Here is a 21,185-nt window from a genome sequence, read left to right on the forward strand (position 1 = left end):
CATCGTGATCGTCGCCGGCTATACCGACGACATGGCCCGGTTCATCGATACGAATCCGGGGCTCGCCGGGCGCTTTACCAAGACGATCGAATTCCCCGCCTACGATCCGTACGATTTGGTCGAGATCCTGCGTCTGATGGCGTCGCGGCAATCGTTCCGCCTGCCGCCGCGCTTCGAGACCTTGCTGATCCCGTGGATCGAGCAGCGCGCCCGGGCGCGCGACTGGTCGAACGCCCGCGAGATGCGGACGTTCTTGGAAAAGCTCCGCGAGGCCCAGGCCATCCGGCTGTCGAGCGATCCGCTCGGCGATCACGGGCAATTCGAATTGGTGGATGTCGAGCGCGCCCTGCAGGGCCGCGGCGGCGGCACCGTGTATCCGGCGACGGCGTCGTGATCCGGTCGAAACGATGAGCGTCGCGCGAGAGGATTGGCTCCGCGCGCACGGAGCCTTGTGGTACGGCGATGCCCGCTACCGGCTGGTGTGGTTCGTCCTGCCGCCGGCCGTTACCTGCGCGGTGGCGGGCCTGTGCCTGGCGCTCGCCGCGCACGGCGAATGGGGCCGGCCGGCGACGGCCTCGAAGGCGCGGGTCGCGGAACTCACGGCCCTGCGCGATCGGGCCGGAAAGAACGGCGACCGCAAGGCGTTCGAGGAACTGAGCGCGGCAGCCACGCGCAACCAGATCGACGCGTCGACCAAGCTCGGGACGCTCTACGATCCCCTGACAGCCCCGTATTTTCCGAAGAAGCCGTCGCCGGACGACTTCTCCCGGGCCACCGCGCTCTACGGCCCGGGTGCCGCCGCCGGCGAACTCCTGGCGGTCACGCGTCTCGCCGACGTGCTCCTCGACCCGGCGAATTCCAACGGCGACCTGAAGCGCGGCTGTCGCCTCGCCCAAGCCTGGATCGACGATCCGGAGACGCTCAACCGCACGATCACCGGGGAGGAGCGCCTCACCGTCAAACTGGCCAAGTGCTACGTCCACCCCGAGAGCGGCTTGCCGCAGAACCCGGTCCGGGCGGGCGAATTGGTGACCGCGGTGCTGTGGCGCAAGCATCGGCCGACGATCGACGCCTTCATCAACAATCTCGGCGCGCAGGACCCGGCGCTCATAACCGGCATCCAGCGGCACCTGGCCAAGCAGGGGCGCTACATCGGCCTCGTCGATGGGCGTGCCAACCCGGCCCTGATCACGGCCCTGCAGGTCGAGGCGGGCATCAAGGATACGCTCGCCACCCCGAGGCCGGAACCGCGCCGGGTGACGCCGAGCGGACCGGCTCCCGAGGTGTTGGCGCTCGCCGGCGCGGCCCGCACCGATCGCCAGGCGTTGGCGCGCCTGAAGAGCCTGGCCGAGTCCGGGAATGCCGACGCGCTGATCTTCTACGCCGACCTGTTCAACCCGGTCAGCAACAAGGGCGAGGTCTTCGCGCCGGATGCACAGGTCGCCGTCGCCTATTACGAGCGGGCCGCGGCAGCAGGCCAAGGCAGGGCCGCCTCCCAGGCCGCCGCGATCTACGACGAGGGCTGGGGCAACGTCGCGAAGGATCCCAAGAAGGCCGCAGCGCTCGCGATACAGGCCGTCGATCTCAAGGACTACCAGATGGAATTCTGGCTCCTGTTCGAGGAGGGCAGCAGCTGGAGCGGCGCCTTCTGGGGGGCGCTCCAGGCGGAATTGAAGGCCCGCGGCTTCTACACGCTCCCGGTCGAGAACAAGCGCAACCCCGCCGTCATCACGGCCGTGCGCGCATATCTGAAGGCGAGGTCATGAGCGGCACCGATCGAGTCAGAGCGCACGCGGCGCTCTGGTACGCGGATGCGCGTTACCGCCTCGCCTGGCTGGTCCTGCCTCAGGCCGCCGTCGCCCTCGCGGCCGGCCTCGCCCTCGCGGTCCTGAAGCCGACCGGCGGATGGGGCAAACCGGCCGACAGCAAGGAGGACGAGAAGCTCTACCACGAATTGCTGGATAAGGCCGGCAAGGATGGCGACAAGGCCGCCTTCGACAAGCTGAAGGCCGGGGCGGATGCCGGCAATATCTCGGCGCGCTCGTTCCTCGGGACGCTCTACAATCCGGAATGGGCCTCGCTCTACCCGAAGAGCCCGGTGAAGGCCGACGCGGCCAAGGCCCTGACCTACTACCAGCAGCCCGCCGACCTCGGTTATCCCGGCGCCCAGCGCGGCATGACCGAACTGCTGCTCAATCGCGGGCGCGGTCAGTACGACCTCAAGCGGGGGTGCCGCTACGGCCTCGCCTTCTACGGCAATCCGGCCGCGATCCGGGACAACCACTTCGATTCCTGGTCGACGCTGTTCTGGATCGCAGGCTGCTATATCGACTCGGACAGTGGCGTGCCGCGCGACGCGCAGAAGGCCGCCGACATCTACATGGATACGGTGGCAGCCAAGCTGCCCCTGTCCGTCACGACCTTCACCGACGACCTCGGACGCCAGCCGCCCGATCTCGTGGCGGCGATCCAACACAATCTCGCGCGCCGCGGCTTCTATTCCGGTCCGGCCGACGGATCGGCGACGCCGCAGACGCTCGCGGCCGTACGGGCGTTGGCCGGCAAGGCTGCCGGAACGGGCGGCGGAAACACCGGGAGGCCTGCGGGCAACACGCCGCCGGCACCGCCATCCGGGCCGAAGCCGACCGTCGAGGAACTCATCGCGCTCGCCAAGAGCGCGACCACCAACGCTGCCGACGAGGCGAAGCTCCGCGACCTGGCGGAAGGCGGCACGATGGTCGCGCAGTACCTCTACGCGCAGCTTCTGTCCCCGACCAACACGGTCCAGCGGATCACCGCCCCCGATGCCGCCCGGGCGATACAGTATTTCGAGCGGCTAGCGCGCGAGGCGTCCTTCGCCCCCGCCGCGACCTCGGCCGCCTTCCTGTACGATATCGGCGCCCCGAACCTGCCGCGCGATCCCGAGAAGGCGGCGGACATGACGATCCGCGCCCTCGAGCTGAAGGACGCGGACATCCTGAAGAACATCGAAGAGGACAAATGGGGCACCGGCTTCTGGGCCGCCCTGCAACAGCGCCTCGCCCAGCGAAACCTCTACCAGGGCCGTATCCTCGACCAGCGCAACGACCGGACCGTCCAGGCGGCGCGCAGTCTCCTCGGCAAGCAATAGGCGGCGGGCATCATGGCTCTCGATCGTGTGACGGCTCGGATCCGGACGGCCCGGCATCGGCTCGCCCTGCTGCTCTGTGCCATCGCGGTCGGCCTCCTCCTGCCGGAGGCCGCGCAGGCCCAGATCCGTGTGCGCCAGGCCGATTGCTTCCTCGAGGCCGACGGCAAGACCTACATCGACGGTCCCTGCGAGTTCCTGACCGACCCGCGCAGCTATGGGAATGGCGGCTTCCGCCTCGCCAGCTACGAGAACGGCTATCTGCGCTACGGCGCGGTTGTCACGGTGACGGCTCCCGGTAGCGGCATGGCGACCTGGACCGAGAGGCCCGGATCAAAGCCCGATGATGGCCCCTCCGACATCGTCAGATCCCCCGGCGGCGCCTGCTGGACCGGATCGCGCGTGCGGGCCTGTGCCTGGAAGATCGGGGAAGGCCGGCCGGGCTTCACGGCCGCTGCCGCACCACCCGATCCCGGCACGGCCCGTACCGCCGATTGCCTGCTGGAAGTCGGGGGCGAAACCCGCATCGACGGGCCCTGCCAGTTCCGGCCGGATACCGGACGCGACGGCGGGCGCGGGTTCGAGGTGCGCTCCTATGTCGGCGGCAAGCTGGACATGATCGCGCAGCTCATCCGCGATCCCAAGGCACCGCTGGAGGCCACCGGTTTCTGGAACGGCCGTTCCGGCGCGCTCCGGGCAGCCGATCCCCTCGGCGGCCTATCTCCGAACGGCCCGTGCTGGGAGAACGGCGATGTCCGGCTCTGCGTCTGGCAGCCAGGCCAGCCCCGCGGCGCCTGGAACCGGCGTGCCGGCGACCGGCCGGCCGAGGCACGATCAGCGCCTCCCCCGGCGCCGCCCGCGCCCCGCGACACCGCGGAGGCGAAGGATCCGCCGCCCGGCACGTTCCTGAAGCTGTCCTTCATGGGCCGCTGCGAGTCCCTGGTGATGGACGGGGAGGACCTCACCGCCATCTGCGTCCCGGCGGCACAGAACACCTCCGTCATCGGCAGCGCGAAGGCCGGGTTCATCTTCGGCACCACCGACGGCAAAGCCATGGCCTTCATGGCGTCAACGAAGGGCTTCGTCGAAGGCGGCACCCTGCACCAACCCATCGACGAGCTCGTCTACGCCGAGCGCGACCAATCGACGATCAAGGTCAAGGGCACCTGCGAGATGCCCAACCCGATGGGCGGCCCCGTGGTCATCACCTGCAACGCCCAATCGGCGAACAGCAGCTATGCGGCCCGGTTCCGCACCGACGGCAGCAAGCCGACGCTGGAGCAATCCCCACCGAAGTGAGCGTCCCACCACGGACAGCGAGCACCCCGACCGCGTCACATCCGAGGAGCAAACCCATGGGACGAAGCATCCTGAGGACGGCCGTAGCTGCGGGCGTCTCGGTGGCGCGGTCCGGCCTCGCCGGTGTCCTCGCGCTCAGCCTGACGCTGCCAGCCCAGGCGGAGACCGTGAGCATGAACGCCCGCCCGGGCCAGCGGACCTTCCTCCAGGGCTTCACCCATTATTTCCCGGATCAGGGCTGCCGCTCGCAGGCAGCCTCGATCGAGCTCGTCGCGCCACCGCGGGGCGGACGGATCGAGCAGCGGCGCGAGTTCAAGGTCCTCAGCGGCAAGCTCGATCAGACCGGCGGTTCGATCGACGTCGTGGACGGCTGCGAAGCCGTCAAGAAGGATTCGATGTCGATCTACTATACGGCGCGGCCCGATTTCTCCGGCCTCGACACGCTGTCCGTCGCCGTGACCTTCGGAGACGGTTCGACGGTCCCCTACACGTTCAGGATCAAGGTGGCGGACGTCGAGCGTCGCCAGGCTCCGGCGGTGACGCGAGCGCCGGCCCCGCGCGACGGCGACCCGGGTCGAGCAGCCCAGACGGCGCGCGAAGCCCCTGCGGAGCGAGCGGCCAGCACGGGCGACTTCCTCCGCGATACGGTTCGCCACGCAACGCCCACGTCCAGACCCGCCGCGGCTATCGCGCCTCCGAAGGCAGCCGGCACGACCGAGACGGACGCCCCAATACCGCAGCCTCCTGCACCGCGCGCAATGATGCCGCCCCCGAGCCCCCGGCCGCCTGCCATGCCCCAGCTCTGAAAAGCCCGGACCTGCGCCGGATGACGGGGTCACCACTCAAAGTCCGCGAAGATCGCAAGATCTTGGCCCGACCGCGATGCCCGGGCGGCACCGTAGATGCCGCGCCATCGAATGGCGCCCGGAGATGTCTGCACGCATTCATGGGCCACCGTGCCAGAAGACCGGATGCGAAAGAATGTGGCCGGTCGTCTTCAAACGAGACGCGGCTTTTGCTGTCGTCCTGCCTGACCGGTCCTGCCTGTTCGCGATGCGGCTCGATCTTCAACGGCGAAAACCCATGACGACGATTTCGTGGACGTCTCGACAGAGCGGACGGGTCGAGCGCCAGGGCAAGCAAACGACTCGGGAGGAGGTGACGATGCGATGGTTCGACCGTGGGTCCGGCGCCGCCGTGCTCGGTGCGGTCTTGGCCCTCAACCTCGCCGCCGCGGGGCGGGTCGCCGCGCAGGCGCAGCAATCGGTGCCGCGCGTCGAGTCCGCCGTGACGGATCTGCGCTTCGTCCCTTTGAGCGATCTGCCGCGGGCCCCCGAGCGGCGGGCGATGCCCGACGCGTGCAACGATGTTGCGGTGCCGGCGCGGTCCGAGGCGGCACGATCGGTCGCGGAGCGTGGCTGGTCGATCACGGGGGAGGCTGCGCTTGGCCGCTACCGGGCGGTCAGCTTCGCTGGCCACCTCGGCCGCGGTCCAAGCGGCACCTGCCTGATCGGTGACGGCAATGTCGGCGTGTTCGACGGGCAGCGTCTCGTCGCCCTAATCTACGGACGCGACGGGGCGCAGCGTATCGGCCGTATCGGCGCCCGCGACGACGGCACCGTCCGAATCTGGGACGGTGATGGACAGCGTTTGCCGGTCGGCGACCTGACGATGCGTGCGGACGGAAGCCTCCTGCTGGCTTCGCTCCCGAGCGAAGACACCGTCTGTGGGGGACGCGGATCGGTTCCCGCCATCACCACCATGCCGATCGACAAGGCGCGGGCCGCCCTGATCGCCAAGGGTTGGACGCCAGTTCGCGGCGCACCGAGCCCGGATTCCCGAGAACAGGACCTCGCCCGGCAGGGCATCATCGAGGTCGACAGCTGTTCCGGGACCGGACTGGCCTATTGCGCCTTCGCGTATACCGGCCCGGCGGGCAGGCTCTCGGTGACGACCATCGGCGACGCGGAGATGCCCGAAGTATCCGCCTACGAGGTGACGTGCCGATGAGCCGATCATCCCGCGGCGGGTTGCCGATCCTGGTGACGGCCATGCTCCTGTGCGGCCCCGCCGCAGCCGGGTCACCGGTCCAGCACTATAGCAACGACCGCTTCGGCTTCTCGGTCGATCTTCCGGCCGAACTGATCGCGGAAACACCACCCGATAATGGCGACGGACAGGCCTTCCACGCCCCCGACAACACGTTGCGCGTGACGGTCTCGGGCCTGAACAACGCGCTCGACCAGACTTTGCGGGACTTCATCGCGTCCGACCGCGCACGCTGCCGGCACCAGCCGCCGGACTACCTCCTGGAGCGGCCGGACCGCATCGTCTTTTCCTGCATGACCGCGGACGGCATCCTTTATCAGAAGACCATCCGGTCGGGCCGCGGGACCGACACGGCTTTCGTCAGCCTGCGCATCCGCTACCCTGCCAGCGAAAAAGCCCGGTGGCAGGCGGCGGTGGTCACCGCGTCGAACACCTTCCGGATCCTGGCTCCAGCGCGGGAGCGATGAGGGCGCGACATTCTCAACGGTCGCGCGCGGCTGAAGCGCGTTTGCGATAGGCGACCGACACGCGCCAGGTCCGAAATCCGGCGACATTTTCACCGCCCACCCGGTGACCCCTCCCGCAAATGATGCTTAGGCGGATCATCCCAAGCCGCCGGAGGTGCCGATGAAGCAGATTGAGGCCATCATTGCGTGGACGCCCGCGCGATGGGCGGAACTGAAGCCCGAGACGGCGGGGCAGGTCGTCGTGGTGCCGGTGCCGGACGAAGCCGGCACTTCCAAACGCTACATGATGCGGGCGGGCGCCAGTTCCTCGGCGTTGGCCGCATTGTCGGACGAGGCGCGGATCGCCCGATTGTTCATCGATTTCCAGACGCTCGTGGTCCGCGACGGCCTCGATCCGCAGACGGTCCACCAAGCCTTCCTGGCGATCGACGAGTACCGGTTCCGAATCGCGCCGGACACCGAGGGCGCCGAGTTCGAGGACCCGCCCGAGGAGGATTGAAGGCGCCGGTGAGACCGCGGTCGGACTGGGCCGCTGCGCGGTCTCGGCGGCAGCCGACGGTTTCAGAGGTCGGCCGTCAGCGACAGTTTGAAGGTGCGCGGCATGCCAAGGATCAGTTTGCCGGCGCCGGTCGAGGCGTAATAATCGCGGGCGGCGACATTCTCGACATTGAAGCTCGCGATCAAAGGTGTGTCGTTGATCGCGAACCGATAGCGCATACCCAGGTCGAAGCGCGTCCAATCCGGGATCTTCTGGGTGTTCGCCTGGTCGTAATACTGCGCAGCCGTGTAGAGCACCCGACCCGCCAGCGAGGCACCTGGAAGCAGATGGCGCGGCAGGTCGACCTCCGCGGTGAGGTTGAGTTGCACCGCCGGAACGCCGGGCGCAACCTTGCCGTCGAACGCACCGCCGGCGGTTTTGACCAGCCGGCCGTCGAGCAATGTGATGCCGCCCAGGAGGCGGATGCCATCGACCGGCGAGCCGAAGACGTTGAAATCGATACCCTTATTGTGCTGCTCACCGGTCAGCCCGTAGATGCGGGTGACCGGGTCCAGGAACGGTGACGGCAAGGCGATGTCGTAGAAGGCGAGCGTCAGGCCGAGTTCGCCGAGATCGAACTTGGCGCCCGTCTCGAGTTGGGTGGACACGGTCGGCGGGAAGACCGCGCCGGCATTCCGGGCGTCGCTGGGCGCCGTCGGACCGAGGCTCAGACCTTCGGCATAGCTGGCGTAGAGCGACATCCACGGCACGGGTTTGACCACCAGGCCGGCGAGCGGCGTGACGGCACTCTTGGCGTAGGTGGACGCCAAAGCGGCCGTGACAGGATCGTAATTCCGGTTTTCGACGGATTGCCCGCGGACCCCGACGATCAGATCGATGACGTGCGGGACGACCGATACGGTGTCGACCGCCGCCAATCCCTTCAGCTCAGCCGGTTGCTGCGCGACGATTCTCGGAATGTAGGCGAAGTTCGGCGGCAGGCTCGCCAGGGGCCTGTAGAGGTTGGAGACCACGGACGGCCCGAGGCCGGACGCGTATGGATTGTCGTTGCTGTACGCCGTTCCCACGATGGCGACCGCATGGTGGACGGTGCCGGTGTCGAAGCTGCCGCGGATTCCAGCCTCGGCCGTGAGCTGCGACTGTCGATCCGGGAAGAGGATCGTCCGCCCGTTCAAGTCCCCGCGGGCATTGGTGATCGTGAAGGTGGGATAGGTGAAGAACTCGCTCGTCCGTGAGCCGCCGCCGGCCGCGAAGAGCGTCCAGTCCGGCGCGACGTCGTATTCCGCCCGGGCCACGGCAAAGCCGGACTCGGAATCCGTGAAAGCCCAGCGCGGCTGCTGGTTGATCGTGAGGTCCGGCGCCCGCGGGACCGCTATGCCGGGCAGGATGCTGAAGGCTCCCGTCGGGCTGCGGTAGGCGAGGTTGTGATAGCCGGCATCCAGGCTGAAGCGGAACGCCTCGCCCCGGTAATCGAGCCCCAGCGTGGCGCCGCCGTTCCGGATCGCCTGCTGATCGATCGGGGTCTGGCCGTCGCTGTAGAACGCGTTGAGACGCACGCCCAGCGCATTGCCCTCGCCGAACCGGCGACCGACATCGACCTGGGTGCCACCGTTGGCGCGCGACATGTAGGTCGTCGTGACCCGCGTGACCGGGACGTCGCCCGCGCGTTTGGGGATCAGGTTCACGACACCGGCAACGCTGCCGTTCGGCGGAAATCCATACAGGAACGCCGCCGGGCCGTGTTGAACCTCGAACCGCTCGATGCCTTCGATGATCGGCTTACGCGCATCGCTGATGCCGTAGAGGCCGTCGAAGGCGAAATCGCGCGAGTTCAACACGACGCCGCGGACGAAGACGATGTCCTGGCTGCCGAACGGGGGTTGGGCTGTGCGGACCGCGGGGTCGTTGGCGAGCACATCGGCGACGGTGCGGGCACCTTGGTCGCGGGCCAGCTCGGCCGCGTAATTGTTCTGCGTGAACGGCGTCTCGAAGATGCTTCGGTTGCCGAGCAGGCCGACGCGGCCTTGCACGGCGACCTGCCCGCCCGCGTAGAGCGGCGACGGCTGACCGATCGTGCCGGAGGGTGGCGGCCGGCCGATGCCCGTCTGCGTCACGCTGAGCTCGTCCAGCGTCACCGCGTCTGCAGGCTCCTGCGCGACAGCCGGCGTGGCAACGGTCGCCCCGACAAGTATCGCGCACGCCGACGCCATCGAAACGAGATATCCGTGTCGCGATCCAGGTTCCGCAACCATCATGATTCTTGATACTTCGTAATTTGGAGTAAAACGCGCGGAACCGTCGAAATAATTGATCGAACATGCTCGCGGCATGGCGGCGATATCGCGATCGATATGAAATGAGTCAAGAATTTTATTCGTATTATTGAGTTAGAAAATTTCTAATTATCTGATAATCATGAGTTAATTAGGGTAAAATGTGTATTATAACCGATCAAAAACATAAGCCTTCTATCGAAAACATGATCCTGAGTACATGAGTTGCAACGTGCCGATATTTACTGCCGATATTTACTGAAGCCGCGCTCTATATCCCGTGGCTCGGGTCGTGCAGCGCACATGTCGTCATCGGATCTCGCAGCGGCTTCACGACCTCCTCGCAGCCGACGCTCGCGCAAGCGTGAGAATAACGAATACACTTCTCCCGAGAACCGCCCTATCTTCCGGTTGTGTCCTGACACCGCCGGAGGCCGGCCATGCCTGTATCCCGTCGTGCCGTCATCGCGGCCGCCGCCCTCGCGCCCCTCGGGGGGCGCCTGACCTGGGCCGCGGAGCCGCTGATCCGGCGGCCGATCCCGTCCAGCGGCGAGATGCTGCCGGCGATGGGGATCGGGACATCCCGGCGCTACGAGGTCGAGCCCAATGCCGAGGCGGTGGCGCCCCTGAAAGCCGCGGTGCAGAGCTTCGTGTCGCTCGGCGGCTCGGTGATCGACACCGCGCCGAGCTACGGCACGGCCGAGGACGTGCTCGGCCTGATCCTCGCCGAGCCCGGCCTGCGCCAGAAGATCTTTCTGGCCAGCAAGGTCGACACCCAGGGCCGCGACGCGACGCTCGCCGAGTTCGAGCGATCCCTGAAACGCATGAGGGTCGAGAGCCTCGATCTCGTGGCGGTCCACAACCTGATCGACGTGAACGAGAATCTGGCGGTCCTGCGCGACCTCAAGCGGGACAAGCGGATTCGCTATGTCGGCGTCACCGTCTGGCGGGACGGCCAGCTCGACGCGCTCGAAGCCGTGATGAAGCGCGAACCCCTCGACTTCATCCAGGTAAACTACGCCATCGACAACCGGGCCGCGGCCGAGCGCGTGCTGCCGCTCGCCGCCGAGAAGGGCATCGCCGTGATGACCAACGTGCCCTTCGGCCGCGACCGCCTGTTCAAGGCGGTGCAGGGCAAGGAGCTGCCGCCGGTGGCGAAGGATCTCGGCTGCACCAGCTGGCCGCAGGTGTTCTTGAAATACGTGCTCGGCCATCCGGCCGTGACCTGCCCGATCCCTGGCATGGCGAAGGTGGCCTATGTCGAGGACAACCTCGCCGCCGCCCGGGGGCCGCTGCCGGATCCGGCCCAGCGCAAGCAGATGGAGACCTTCATCGATGCGGTCTGATCGCACCACGCGGCGCGTTGCGCTCGCCCTCGCCGCCGGCCTCCTCACGGCTTCCGCCATACCGGCCCTGGCGCAAGACAATCCCAAAAAAATTCGGATCGGGGTGATCGGGGCCGGGAATATCGGCGGCACGATCGGGACCCTCTGGGTGAAAGACGGCCACGAGGTGATGTTCGCCTCGCGCCATCCCGAGACCCTGGCGCCGCTGATCGCCGAGCTCGGGCCGAAGGCCAAGGCCGGGACGCCCGACGAGGCGATCAAGTTCGGCGACGCGGTGTTCGTTGCGGTGCCGTACAAGGCCTATCCGGACCTCTCCAAGGACCTCGCCTCCGCGCTCTCCGGCAAGGTCGTGCTCGACGCCGGCAATGCAACGCAGAAGCGCGACGGCGCGCTCTACGACGAGGTCCAGGCGAACGGTATCGGGGCGACCTCGGCCAAGTATCTTCCCGGCGCCAAGCTGGTCCGGGCGTTCAACGCCGCCAACTACAAAGTGTTCGCCAAAGCCGGCGCCGATGGCGGCAAGGACCGGCCCGGCGGCCGGATGGCGATCCCGATCGCGGGTGACGATCCGGCCGCGCTCAAGGTGGCCGAGGGCCTCGTCCGCGATGCCGGTTTCGACCCGGTCGTGGTCGGTTCGCTGAAGGACGCCGACAAGTTCGCCATGGGCTCCCCGGGCTTCGGCCACGAGGCGACCGCGCCGGAACTGCGCGAGAAGCTCGGGCTGGGGAAGTAAGGGGCGCGTGGCCGAGGCTTCGACTCCCCGCGGCCCACTGGCGCGCCTGATCGACATCCGGCCCGGCGAGGGCCAGGCGCTCGCCTGGTCCTGGGCCTACATCTTCTCGATCCTGGCCGCCTATTACGTGCTGCGCCCGATCCGCGACCAGATGGGCGTGGCCGGGGGCATCGAGAACCTGCCCTGGCTCTTCACCGCCACGCTGGTCGGCATGCTCGCCCTCAACCTGCCCTTCGCCTACCTGGTGAAGCGCATGCCGCGGGCGCGGTTCGTGCCGATCACCTACCGGTTCTTCGCGGCCAACATCGTCGCCTTCGCGCTGACCCTGTACCTGGCGCCTCCCGATTGGGGCATCTGGATCGGGCGGGTATTTTTCGTCTGGCTGTCGATCTTCAACCTGTTCGTGGTCTCGATCTTCTGGGCCACCATCGTCGACGTGTTCTCGAACGACCAGAGCAAGCGCCTGTTCGGCTTCATCGCGGCCGGCGCGACGCTGGGCGCCATCGCGGGCTCGGCCACCACGGCGATCCTCGCCAAGAACGTGCCGACCTGGGGGCTGATGCTCTGCGCGGTGGTGCTCCTCGAAGTCGCGGTGTTCTGCATGCGCGGGCTCGCCGCCCTGTCGGCGCGGCTCCACGCGGTGCCGGGCAGCGCCGACATGGCCCATGACGGCCAGGACCGCACCATCGGCGGCAGCGTGCTGGCCGGCGTCACCCGCACCCTGGCGTCGCCCTACCTGCTCAACATCTCGCTGTTCCTGCTGCTGTTTTCCGTCACCTCGACCTTCCTGTATTTCGAGCAGGCCGGCATCGCCAAGAACAGCTTCCCGGACCGGGGCGCCCAGACCGCGTTCTTCGCCAGCGTCGACCTCGCGGTGAACGTGCTGACTTTGGGCGTGCAGCTGTTCCTGACCGGACGGATCGTGAAGCGCCTCGGCGTCGGAGTCACGCTGGCGCTGCTGCCGGCCTTCAGCGTGCTGGGCTTCGCGGCCTTGGCCGTCTCGCCGACCATCGGGGTGATCGTGGCGTTCCAGGTCCTGCGCCGAGCCGGCAATTTCGCCATCGCCCGCCCGATCCGGGAGGTGCTATTCACCGTGGTCCCCCGGGAGGACCGCTACAAGGCCAAGAGCTTCATCGACACGGTGGTCTACCGCCTCGGCGATCAGGTCGGGGCGTGGTCGTTCACGGGTATCCAGGGGCTGGGCTTCGGCAGCACCGGCATCGCCGGCGTGGCGGTGCCGCTCTCCGTGGCCTGGCTGCTCAACAGCCTCTGGCTGGGCCGCGCCCAGGATCGGCGGCGGGCGGCTCTAGACGTCGATGGCACCGAGCCCGCGCCGGTGCCGGTCACGACGCCGCGCCCCGCGATCTAGCGGGTCTCATTGCGGCCCGTTCAGGCGTCGGGGCGGGTGTCGACGGCCCGCCGGATGCGCCATACATCGCCAGGATGTTAAGCGGCGGTTTACCATGAGGCGCGAGGTCTCCGGATCGGCTCAGCGGGGGGCGGGGACGGCATGACGTGTGCGGCGCAGCCGGTTGCAGGCCCGAGATTGCGCGCCCTGGCGCTCCTCGCGCTTCTGGCCGCCACCCCGGTTCCGGCCGTCGCGGAGGAGCCGCTGTTCATCCGCATCCGTCCATCCCCCGAGGGCGAGCGCGCCGCCCGGGAAGCCCTCTGGGCGCGCCGTCAGGCCCATGCCCGGGCGGTGATCGAATCCGTCTGCACCGGCTGCCTCGGGGCCTGGAAACCGGAGCCGGCGCCGCCGCCGGCTGCGACGCCGGGTCCCGTGCAGGCCAGGATTGCGGACCTGACGGCACCCGCAGGGCTTGAAACCGACACCGGCTCCGGGGCATCCGGGCCAGCTTCCGATCCATCGCTTCCCGAGAGCCAACCATGACGCAAGCGCACCCGACCAGCGGCGCCGAGCCCGAAGTCGATTGCCCCGTGAGCCTCGAGGTTCTGGGCGAGGTCTACCGGGCCGATGAGTTCGACCTGCCGATGATCCTGGAGCAGATCCCGCCGCTCAAGCGCGCCCAGCTGGCCGCCTACCTCTACGGCAAGAGCCACATGCACAAGCTCGGCCTCAAGGTCGCCCGGTCCTGCGACCGGGAGGACCTGATCCGGGTCGCCGGCGAGATCGGCTCGGTGATCCACGGCCAGGCCCATCTGAAGCCCGCCAAGCCGGCGCCGGCCGCCGCCCCGGAGCTGCGCGCCAAGACCCTGCCGGGCCAGAAGAAGGTCAGCCTCGCGGGCGCTCCGGCTAAGCCCGCGATCAGCCTCGGCGGCTCGGCCAAGGTCCGCAACTTCGACTGACCGTACCCGCGTCTGGCGCGGGCCTTGCGCGGCGATCCCCAGCCTGAGACGGGCGCATGCGTTGCGTGCGCCCCGACCTTCGGATAATCGCCCGCGATGAACACCGACCACGACAAGATCCTGATCGTCGATTTCGGCTCTCAGGTGACCCAGCTCATCGCCCGACGGGTGCGGGAGGAGGGGGTCTATTGCGAGATCGTGCCCTTCACCAAGGCCGAGGCCGCGTTCCGCGAGCAGAAGCCGAAGGGCGTGATCCTCTCCGGCGGCCCCGAATCGGTGACCGTCGAGGCGAGCCCCCGGGCACCGCAGCTTGTGTTCGAATCGGGCGTGCCGGTCTTCGGCATCTGCTACGGCCAGCAGACCATGGCGGCCCAGCTCGGCGGCGCGGTTGAGGGCGGGCACCATGCCGAGTTCGGCCGGGCCGAGGTCGAGATCCTGGCCGATTGCCCGCTGTTCAACGGCGTCTGGCACAAGGGCGAGACCTACCCGGTCTGGATGAGCCATGGCGACCGGGTTACGAAGCTGCCGGACGGCTTCACCACCGTGGCGATCTCGAAGAACGCGCCCTTTGCGGCCGTGGCCGACGCGGCACGCAACTACTACGCGGTGCAGTTCCACCCCGAGGTGGCCCACACGCCCCACGGCGCCCTGCTGATCCGCAACTTCGTGCGGGACATCGCCGGCTGCTCCGGCGACTGGACCATGGGCGCCTATCGCGAGGAGGCGATCGCCAAGATCCGCGAGCAGGTCGGCTCCGAGAAGGTGATCTGCGGCCTGTCCGGCGGCGTCGATTCGGCCGTGGCGGCGGTGCTGATCCACGAGGCGATCGGCGACCAGCTCACCTGCGTGTTCGTCGATCACGGGCTGCTGCGCCTCGGCGAGGCCGAGCAGGTCGTGGCCCTGTTCCGCGACCACTACAACATCCCGCTGGTCCATGTGGAGGCGAGCGGCATGTTCCTCTCGGCGCTGGACGGCGTCAGCGACCCGGAGGTCAAGCGCAAGACCATCGGCCGCCTGTTCATCGACGTGTTCGAGGCCGAATCCAAGAAGATCGGCGGGGCGGCCTTCCTGGCGCAGGGCACCCTCTACCCGGACGTGATCGAGAGCGTGTCGTTCACCGGCGGCCCGTCGGTGACGATCAAGAGCCACCACAATGTCGGCGGCCTGCCCGAGCGCATGAACATGAAGCTCGTGGAGCCGCTGCGCGAGCTGTTCAAGGACGAGGTTCGGGTGCTGGGCCGTGAGCTCGGCTTGCCGGACGCCTTCGTCGGCCGCCACCCGTTCCCGGGCCCGGGCCTGGCGATCCGCTGCCCCGGCACGATCACGCCGGAGAAGCTCGAAGCCCTGCGCAAGGCGGATGCGATCTATCTCGACGAGATCCGCCAGGCCGGCCTCTACGACACGATCTGGCAGGCCTTCGCGGTGATCCTGCCGGTCAAGACGGTGGGCGTGATGGGCGACGGCCGTACCTACGACCACGTCTGTGCGCTCCGCGCCGTCACCTCGGTGGACGGCATGACCGCCGATTTCTACCCGTTCGACATGGCCTTCCTGGGCCGCGTCGCGACCCGGATCATCAACGAGGTGAAGGGCATCAACCGGGTGACCTACGACATCACCTCGAAGCCGCCCGGCACGATCGAGTGGGAGTGACGGGCGGGCGCCCTTGATTCGGATCACCTCGGCTGCAGCCGCGAACGTGTGATGCAATCTTATGCGTCGGGGCGGCTCGGTTCACGCCAACAGTTGAGTCGGAATGCCGAGCGCCGGCCCGGCAGCGGCTAACCGTTGGTCGAGCATATGCACCGTGGCGCCGTGCTCCGACGCAACAGCGAGGTGCAATGCGTCGCCGCCCCGAAGTCCGAGGGAGTACTGGTCCGCGAACTTCGCTGCCAAGCGGAAATGGCTGCTCGTCACGCCAAGGACAGTGAAACTCTCGGCGAACAGTTGGGCGAATATGGCGAGTGCCGCCGCACGCTGTTCCAAGTTGACCTGTTTCGTCCGCACCTTGATGGCCATGGCCGAGGACATTTCGGTGATAGTCCAATCACTAATCAGAAGCTCGGCTTGGTTTTGCTCGGCCAGCCACGTCTGAACACGGGACGTCATCGCTTCATTCGAGAGCGCCGCGACGATCAGCGACGTATCGAGATAGATCATCAGTATCGGTCGCTGTCCCGCATCGACCGCACGAGATCGACGGCGCTCTCGGATTGTGGCGGCATCGCTGCCGTCAGCGCTTGAAGCAGCGCGAGGTCGATCGGCTTCCGCGGCTTCGTTACGGCTGTCAGTCGAGCAACCGGCTTGCCGCGACGGGTGATCTCTATCGAATCGCCTGCCTCGACCCGGTCGACCAGGGCGCTCAGTCGGGCCTTGGCATCTGCCAGCGTGATCGCGTCCATGCCGTGCTCCTGCCTATCGCAGTTCAAGTAGCGTGTTGCGCTTCGCAATTCGAGCAGGCCTGATCAGAGCCTGTCCGGAAAGTGCGACCTGTCGTTACGGCCCGCTCAGCAGCAACTCGGCCGCGATCACCCACATGGTGAGCGCGATCACGCCTTCGAGCACGCGCCAGGCGACCGGCTTGGCGAACAGGGGCCGCAGGATGGCCGCGCCGTAGCCCAGCGAGAAGAAGAACGCGACCGAGGCCGTCATGGCACCGGCCGCGAAGGCGGGTTCCTGGCCCGGGAAGCGCGTCGAGATCGAGCCGATGAGCAGAAGGGTATCGAGATAGACGTGCGGATTGAGCCAGGTCAGCGCGAGGCATGTCGCCAGCGTCCGTCCGAGGCCGGCCGCGGATCCCGGCGCGGGTCGCAGCGCCTCGGTGGCCGCGAAGGCCGACCGGAGGCTGCGCGCCCCGTACCAGATCAGGAAGGCCGCCCCGGCATACAGCATCGCCGGCCTCAACCAGGGGGCGAGGACGACGAGGCTTCTGAAGCTGGTCACGCCCACCAGGATCAGGAGTGCGTCGGAGGCCGCGCAGGTGGCGCAGACCAGCGCGACGTGCTCACCGCGCAGGCCCTGCCGCAGCACGAAAGCGTTCTGCGCGCCGATCGCCAGGATCAGCCCGGCGCTGACGGAGAAACCGGTCAGGTAGACTTCGAACACGCGCTGTCGCTCATCGAGGGTCGAAGGTTGACGCCGTCATCTCTTCACATCGTCATCGCCAGCGCGCCGAAGCAGACGAGGGCAGCACGCGATCGCGGGACGTAGCGCCACACGGGGTTGCTTCGCTGCGCGCGCAATGACGGTGAGAACGGCAGATCTCTCAAAGCCAAGGCCGCAGGGAAAGCACGATCGCGTCCGGTGGGCCGGCACAAGCGGTCGCTCTGCAGCCCGACGCCCTGCGCGCTCTGCACGCATCGCTCACGGCCCGCATAGGACCGGCTCCAGGGCTGCCATGGCCGGCCGGTAGGCGGCGAGGTGCAGGCCGTCCCGGAGCGCGCCGGGCTTGGCGTACCCGGTGTCGCCGTCGCGGAGCATCGCGAACGGGTCCGCAAAAATGCAGCCGAGGCGGGTGCACAGGGTGTGCAGGCGTTGCGAGTAATCCGGTACGGCCGCGGCATCGAGGAAGCGAGCGCTCTCGCGGCCGATGGGGGGGAGGGCGGTGACGACCACCCGAGGGCTCAAGGCCTGCAGGCGCTTCACGATCGCTTCCGCACTCACCGCGAAGCGTGCCGCCGCCTCGGCCGAGCGCGGATTGTTCTTGAGCAGGATGTCGTTGGTCCCGATCGTCAGCGCAGCGACTTTCGGATCGTGGCGGAAGGTCAGGCCGGCGAGGTGATCCTGATAGGCCGCGGCAGTCGCACCGCTGAAGCCGCCATTGATGAAGTCCAAACCGCAGGGTCGCTGGCCGCCGGGCTGCAGCTCCACCTGGGAGTCGCCGGCCCAGAACATGTAATCGGCCGGCGCCTCATCCAGGCTGACTTGGACGGCGATGCCGCGCATCACCGCGTAGGCGCGGGCATCCGCGGCGGGCTTGTGCAGGTGCCATCCGGCAAGTCCGCCGAGCGCCAGCAGAACCAGGCCCGCGAGGATTGTGAAAAGGAGCCGCCTCACGGTTCGGCGCCGGCGCGGTCGACTTGCGCCTCGGGCCGCGAATCCGTCGTCGCGTAATACGGCTTGATGTCGAGGAGCGGCGTTCCGTCCAGGCAATCGAGCCCGCGCACGCGTAGAAGATCGCCCTCCCGGGCGATCAGCTCGACCACCGACAGGGCGATCGGGTTGGGCCGGGCCGGGGAGCGCAGCGAGAAGGTCCCGCGCGGTCCGTCGGCGTGGCGCGGCTGCTGCACGATCAGGCCCCGGGTGGCCTGGTCCATCCAGTAGAGCAGGATCAGATGGGTGCAGCCCGTGATGGAGCGCAGGCCGGGCGCGTAGGCCGCATCCACCTCGACGGTGCAGACAGCATCGCTCTGCAGGCCGTTCTTCGGGCAGTCCTGCCGCGCCTGCCAGGGGGTGCGCAGCCGGCCGATGAAGTACAGGCCGGCGTCGAAGCGCGCGGGCAGGGCCGCCATCTCCTCGCCGGGACGGATCCCGAACTCGTCCGTGCCCATGCATCCTCGCTCCAAGAACGCCGGGTTCTCGGGCAAGCGCCGTCTGGCCGCAAGCCCGGGTCGCGCGGCCGGGCGGGGCGGTGTAGATCCGGGCCGGGGACGGGAGGGTTCATGATCGAGCGGGAATTGCGTCCGATGCGAGCCGTCGCCGATGCCGGCAGCGCGGTCGACCGTCTGGCCGAGCTCTATGACGGCGCCGCCGAGGCCCTCCGGCAGGCGCTGGAGCGCTACCTCGCGGGCGGTCCGCCGCCGGACGCCACCGAGCGGCTCGCCTTCCGCTATCCCGAATTGCGGATCAGCTACCGCCCCGCCGGCCCGCTGCCGCGGGTGCGGCGGGCGACTGCCAAGCTCCAGGCGGCCGGAACCTACGCCACCACGGTGACGCATCCGGCCTTCTTCCGCCATTACCTGACCCGGCAGCTCCAACCGCTGATCGACGATTACGGCATCCAGATCGAGGTCGGCCTGAGCGCGCAGGAAATCCCCTATCCCTACGTCCTGGAGTCGGGGCTCGATGCGCGCGGGAGCGCGGTGGACGGCGCCGAGCTCGCCACCTACTTCCCCGTCCCGCTCCTGTCGCTGGTGGGCGACGAGATCGCCGACGGCACCTTCGATCTCGCCCAGGGCGAGCCGCTGCCGCTGGCCCTGTTCGACGCCGTGCGGGTCGATTACTCGCTGCGCCGCCTGGTCCATTACACCGGCTGCGACTGGCGCGAGGTCCAGCCCTGGATCCTGCTGACCAACTATCACCGCTACGTCGACCAGTTCGTCCGCCACGGGCTTGAGCGCCTGGCCTCGGGCGAGGAAGGCTTCGAGCGGCTGGTCCTGCCCGGCGGCATCTCCGTGAGCCGCGCGGAGGCGGCCACGGCCGATCCCGCTGCGGTGATCGCCGCCTCGCCGTGGCACCGGCACCAGATGCCGGCCTATCACCTCGTCGCCCGGGGCGCCGACGGGACCATGCAGGGCACGAGCCTGGTCAATATCGGGGTCGGCCCTTCGAACGCGAAGACGATCACCGACCATCTGGCGGTGCTGCGCCCGGATTGCTGGCTGATGGTCGGCCATTGCGGCGGCCTGCGCCAGTCGCAGACCATCGGCGACTACGTGCTCGCCCACGCCTATCTCCGCCGCGACCGGATTCTGGACGAGCTGGTGCCGCCGGACGTGCCCGTGCCGGCGCTCGCCGAGGTTCAGGTCGCGCTCCAGAGCGCCGCCGCCTCGGTGACCGGCGAGCAGGCCGACGCGCTCAAGCGTCGCCTACGGACCGGCACGGTGGTCACCTACGACGACCGCAACTGGGAGCTCCGGTTCAGCCAGGAGCGTCGGCGGATCAACCAGTCGCGCGCCATCGCGGTCGATATGGAGAGCGGCACCGTGGCCGCGCAGGGCTTTCGCCTGCGCGTGCCGTATGGGGCGCTGCTCTGCGTTTCCGACAAGCCGCTTCACGGCGAGATCAAGCTGCCCGGCGCCGCCAACGCGTTCTATGACCGGGCGGTCTCCGAGCATCTGCGGGTCGGTCTGGCGGCCCTCGACGCGCTGCGGGCCGACCGGCACGGCCTGCATTCGCGCAAGCTGCGCAGCTTCGACGAACCGCCGTTCCGGTAAAGCGCGTTCCCCCGCGCATACGGACAAGCTTTCGCGGCCTTTCGGTGCTGCATTGTCGAACAGCGACGGACTGACACGCCACGATCAATCATCGAACGTGGATACGTGGGATCGATGGCACGTTGAAAAGTCATACTCCTCTCGAGGATTGGACTTTTCAATGAAGCGCTTTGCTCTCGCATCGACGGCACTTTTGGCCGCTTTCGCCTTCGTTCCCGCGAGCGCCGACGCCCGCGGGTTCGGCGGCGGCGGCGGGTTTCACGGCGGCGGGTTCGGCGGTGGCGGCTTCCATGGTGGTGGATTCGGCGGCGGCGGCTTCCGGGGCGGCGGACTGGGCGGTGGTGGACTTGCTGGTGGCGGTTTCCGCGGCGGCGGTCTGGGTGGCGGCGGATTCCGCGGTGCCGGTCTCGCCGGTGGCGGGTTTCGTGGCGCGGGTGTCGGGGCACCGGGGATCGGTGTCGGCCGGGGCTTTGGCGGTGGCGGTTTCCAGCGCGGCGGTGCTGTCTATGGCGGGCGCGGCGTGATCGGAAACCGCGGCTTCGCCGGTCGGGGCTACGCCAATCGCGGCTATTACGGGCGGGGCTATGGCGGCGGCTACGGGCGCGGCCTCGGTTACGGCTTGGCCGGCGTCGGACTTGGGCTGGGCGTCGGCTACAGCCTGGGTGGTTTCGGCTACGGCTATGACGATAGCTGCGCCGGCGGTTACGGCTACGGCTACGATCCGGCCTATTGCAGCACCTACGGTTACGGCTACTGAGCGCCGCACCTCTTAAAGTGGCCTCTCGACGGAAAAGCCTGGCCGGCAACGGCCGGGCTTTTCCTTGTCCGCCTCAGGTCTCCGGACCCGTCAGCCTTCGTCTGCGGCGAAGGCAGCGTCGTGGACTCCCGAATTGCGAACCATTCCAAACCGGCCCATGCCTGCGGCCGCAC

At 68.3% G+C, this 21,185-nt stretch carries 22 protein-coding genes and 1 pseudogene; 17 read left to right on the forward strand and 6 right to left on the reverse strand.

Annotated features, from left to right (window positions below; genetic code table 11):
* The 8 genes and pseudogenes from WYO_RS15820 to WYO_RS15855 form a co-directional block, all read left to right on the forward strand.
* A pseudogene (locus WYO_RS15820) lies at positions 1–394 on the forward strand (ATPase); the annotation flags it as partial.
* Positions 395–407: 13 nt separating this feature from the next.
* Positions 408–1,766 (forward strand): hypothetical protein, encoded by a 1,359-nt coding sequence (locus WYO_RS15825; protein WP_007564254.1) that lies wholly within the window; start codon positions 408–410, stop codon positions 1,764–1,766.
* Positions 1,763–3,130 (forward strand): peptidoglycan-binding protein, encoded by a 1,368-nt coding sequence (locus WYO_RS15830; protein ID WP_007564256.1) that lies wholly within the window; start codon positions 1,763–1,765, stop codon positions 3,128–3,130. Before WYO_RS15825 ends, WYO_RS15830 begins: the two co-directional genes overlap by 4 nt.
* A gap of 12 nt (positions 3,131–3,142) precedes the next feature.
* On the forward strand, positions 3,143–4,426 hold the full coding sequence (locus WYO_RS15835; protein ID WP_007564258.1) for a hypothetical protein: 1,284 nt from the start codon (positions 3,143–3,145) through the stop codon (positions 4,424–4,426).
* Between the two features lie 173 nt (positions 4,427–4,599).
* Positions 4,600–5,232 carry a cadherin-like domain-containing protein gene (locus WYO_RS15840; RefSeq protein ID WP_244424191.1) on the forward strand — a complete coding sequence of 211 codons (633 nt, stop codon included), beginning with the start codon at positions 4,600–4,602 and terminating at the stop codon, positions 5,230–5,232.
* Positions 5,233–5,308: 76 nt separating this feature from the next.
* On the forward strand, positions 5,309–6,436 hold the full coding sequence (locus WYO_RS15845) for a hypothetical protein (protein ID WP_244424192.1): 1,128 nt from the start codon (positions 5,309–5,311) through the stop codon (positions 6,434–6,436).
* A gap of 20 nt (positions 6,437–6,456) precedes the next feature.
* Positions 6,457–6,942 (forward strand): hypothetical protein, encoded by a 486-nt coding sequence (locus tag WYO_RS15850; protein WP_039903096.1) that lies wholly within the window; start codon positions 6,457–6,459, stop codon positions 6,940–6,942.
* Between the two features lie 160 nt (positions 6,943–7,102).
* A complete protein-coding gene (locus WYO_RS15855; protein ID WP_007564265.1) occupies positions 7,103–7,441 on the forward strand; it encodes a hypothetical protein in 339 nt (112 codons plus the stop codon).
* 62 nt (positions 7,442–7,503) lie between these two features.
* Here WYO_RS15855 and WYO_RS15860 read toward each other — a convergent pair whose 3' ends face one another.
* The gene (locus WYO_RS15860) at positions 7,504–9,693 is read right to left on the reverse strand and encodes a TonB-dependent siderophore receptor (RefSeq protein WP_244424193.1); all 2,190 of its coding nucleotides are present in this window, start codon (positions 9,691–9,693) and stop codon (positions 7,504–7,506) included.
* A gap of 461 nt (positions 9,694–10,154) precedes the next feature.
* Between WYO_RS15860 and WYO_RS15865 the strand changes: the two genes are divergently transcribed.
* The 6 genes from WYO_RS15865 to guaA all read left to right on the forward strand — a co-directional run bounded on the left by WYO_RS15865 (position 10,155) and on the right by guaA (position 15,753).
* Entirely contained in the window at positions 10,155–11,060 is a 906-nt protein-coding gene (locus WYO_RS15865; RefSeq protein ID WP_007564269.1) for an aldo/keto reductase, read from the forward strand.
* Positions 11,050–11,793 carry an NADPH-dependent F420 reductase gene (locus WYO_RS15870; protein WP_007564271.1) on the forward strand — a complete coding sequence of 248 codons (744 nt, stop codon included), beginning with the start codon at positions 11,050–11,052 and terminating at the stop codon, positions 11,791–11,793. The genes WYO_RS15865 and WYO_RS15870 overlap by 11 nt, the downstream gene beginning before the upstream one ends.
* 7 nt (positions 11,794–11,800) lie before the next feature.
* Complete coding sequence (locus WYO_RS15875; protein ID WP_007564274.1) at positions 11,801–13,162, forward strand: MFS transporter; 1,362 nt, start codon at positions 11,801–11,803, stop codon at positions 13,160–13,162.
* Positions 13,163–13,303: 141 nt separating this feature from the next.
* Positions 13,304–13,684, forward strand: a complete 381-nt coding sequence (locus WYO_RS29985; protein ID WP_007564276.1) for a hypothetical protein — start codon at positions 13,304–13,306, stop codon at positions 13,682–13,684.
* A complete protein-coding gene (locus tag WYO_RS15880) occupies positions 13,681–14,100 on the forward strand; it encodes a hypothetical protein (protein WP_007564278.1) in 420 nt (139 codons plus the stop codon). Before WYO_RS29985 ends, WYO_RS15880 begins: the two co-directional genes overlap by 4 nt.
* 96 nt (positions 14,101–14,196) lie before the next feature.
* The gene (gene guaA, locus WYO_RS15885) at positions 14,197–15,753 is read left to right on the forward strand and encodes a glutamine-hydrolyzing GMP synthase (RefSeq protein WP_007564280.1); all 1,557 of its coding nucleotides are present in this window, start codon (positions 14,197–14,199) and stop codon (positions 15,751–15,753) included.
* A gap of 81 nt (positions 15,754–15,834) precedes the next feature.
* Here guaA and WYO_RS15890 read toward each other — a convergent pair whose 3' ends face one another.
* From WYO_RS15890 to tsaA, 5 genes are all read right to left on the reverse strand, one after another.
* Positions 15,835–16,260, reverse strand: coding sequence for a type II toxin-antitoxin system VapC family toxin (locus WYO_RS15890; protein ID WP_007564282.1), 426 nt, complete (start codon positions 16,258–16,260; stop codon positions 15,835–15,837).
* Positions 16,260–16,502 carry a type II toxin-antitoxin system prevent-host-death family antitoxin gene (locus WYO_RS15895; protein ID WP_007564284.1) on the reverse strand — a complete coding sequence of 81 codons (243 nt, stop codon included), beginning with the start codon at positions 16,500–16,502 and terminating at the stop codon, positions 16,260–16,262. Before WYO_RS15895 ends, WYO_RS15890 begins: the two co-directional genes overlap by 1 nt.
* A gap of 94 nt (positions 16,503–16,596) precedes the next feature.
* A complete protein-coding gene (locus WYO_RS15900) occupies positions 16,597–17,205 on the reverse strand; it encodes a LysE/ArgO family amino acid transporter (protein WP_007564286.1) in 609 nt (202 codons plus the stop codon).
* A gap of 258 nt (positions 17,206–17,463) precedes the next feature.
* On the reverse strand, positions 17,464–18,156 hold the full coding sequence (locus WYO_RS15905; protein WP_007564289.1) for an SGNH/GDSL hydrolase family protein: 693 nt from the start codon (positions 18,154–18,156) through the stop codon (positions 17,464–17,466).
* A complete protein-coding gene (gene tsaA / locus WYO_RS15910; RefSeq protein ID WP_007564290.1) occupies positions 18,153–18,650 on the reverse strand; it encodes a tRNA (N6-threonylcarbamoyladenosine(37)-N6)-methyltransferase TrmO in 498 nt (165 codons plus the stop codon). Before tsaA ends, WYO_RS15905 begins: the two co-directional genes overlap by 4 nt.
* A gap of 111 nt (positions 18,651–18,761) precedes the next feature.
* Between tsaA and WYO_RS15915 the strand changes: the two genes are divergently transcribed.
* The 3 genes from WYO_RS15915 to WYO_RS32195 all read left to right on the forward strand — a co-directional run bounded on the left by WYO_RS15915 (position 18,762) and on the right by WYO_RS32195 (position 21,012).
* Positions 18,762–20,255, forward strand: a complete 1,494-nt coding sequence (locus tag WYO_RS15915; protein ID WP_007564292.1) for an AMP nucleosidase — start codon at positions 18,762–18,764, stop codon at positions 20,253–20,255.
* A 278-nt stretch (positions 20,256–20,533) separates the two neighbouring features.
* The gene (locus tag WYO_RS32190; RefSeq protein WP_165486559.1) at positions 20,534–20,779 is read left to right on the forward strand and encodes a hypothetical protein; all 246 of its coding nucleotides are present in this window, start codon (positions 20,534–20,536) and stop codon (positions 20,777–20,779) included.
* Positions 20,776–21,012 carry a hypothetical protein gene (locus WYO_RS32195; protein WP_007564296.1) on the forward strand — a complete coding sequence of 79 codons (237 nt, stop codon included), beginning with the start codon at positions 20,776–20,778 and terminating at the stop codon, positions 21,010–21,012. The genes WYO_RS32190 and WYO_RS32195 overlap by 4 nt, the downstream gene beginning before the upstream one ends.
* Positions 21,013–21,185 lie beyond the last annotated feature (173 nt).

It is taken from the genome of Methylobacterium sp. GXF4, assembly GCF_000272495.1.
In the GTDB taxonomy this organism is placed as follows: Bacteria; Pseudomonadota; Alphaproteobacteria; order Rhizobiales; family Beijerinckiaceae; genus Methylobacterium; species Methylobacterium brachiatum.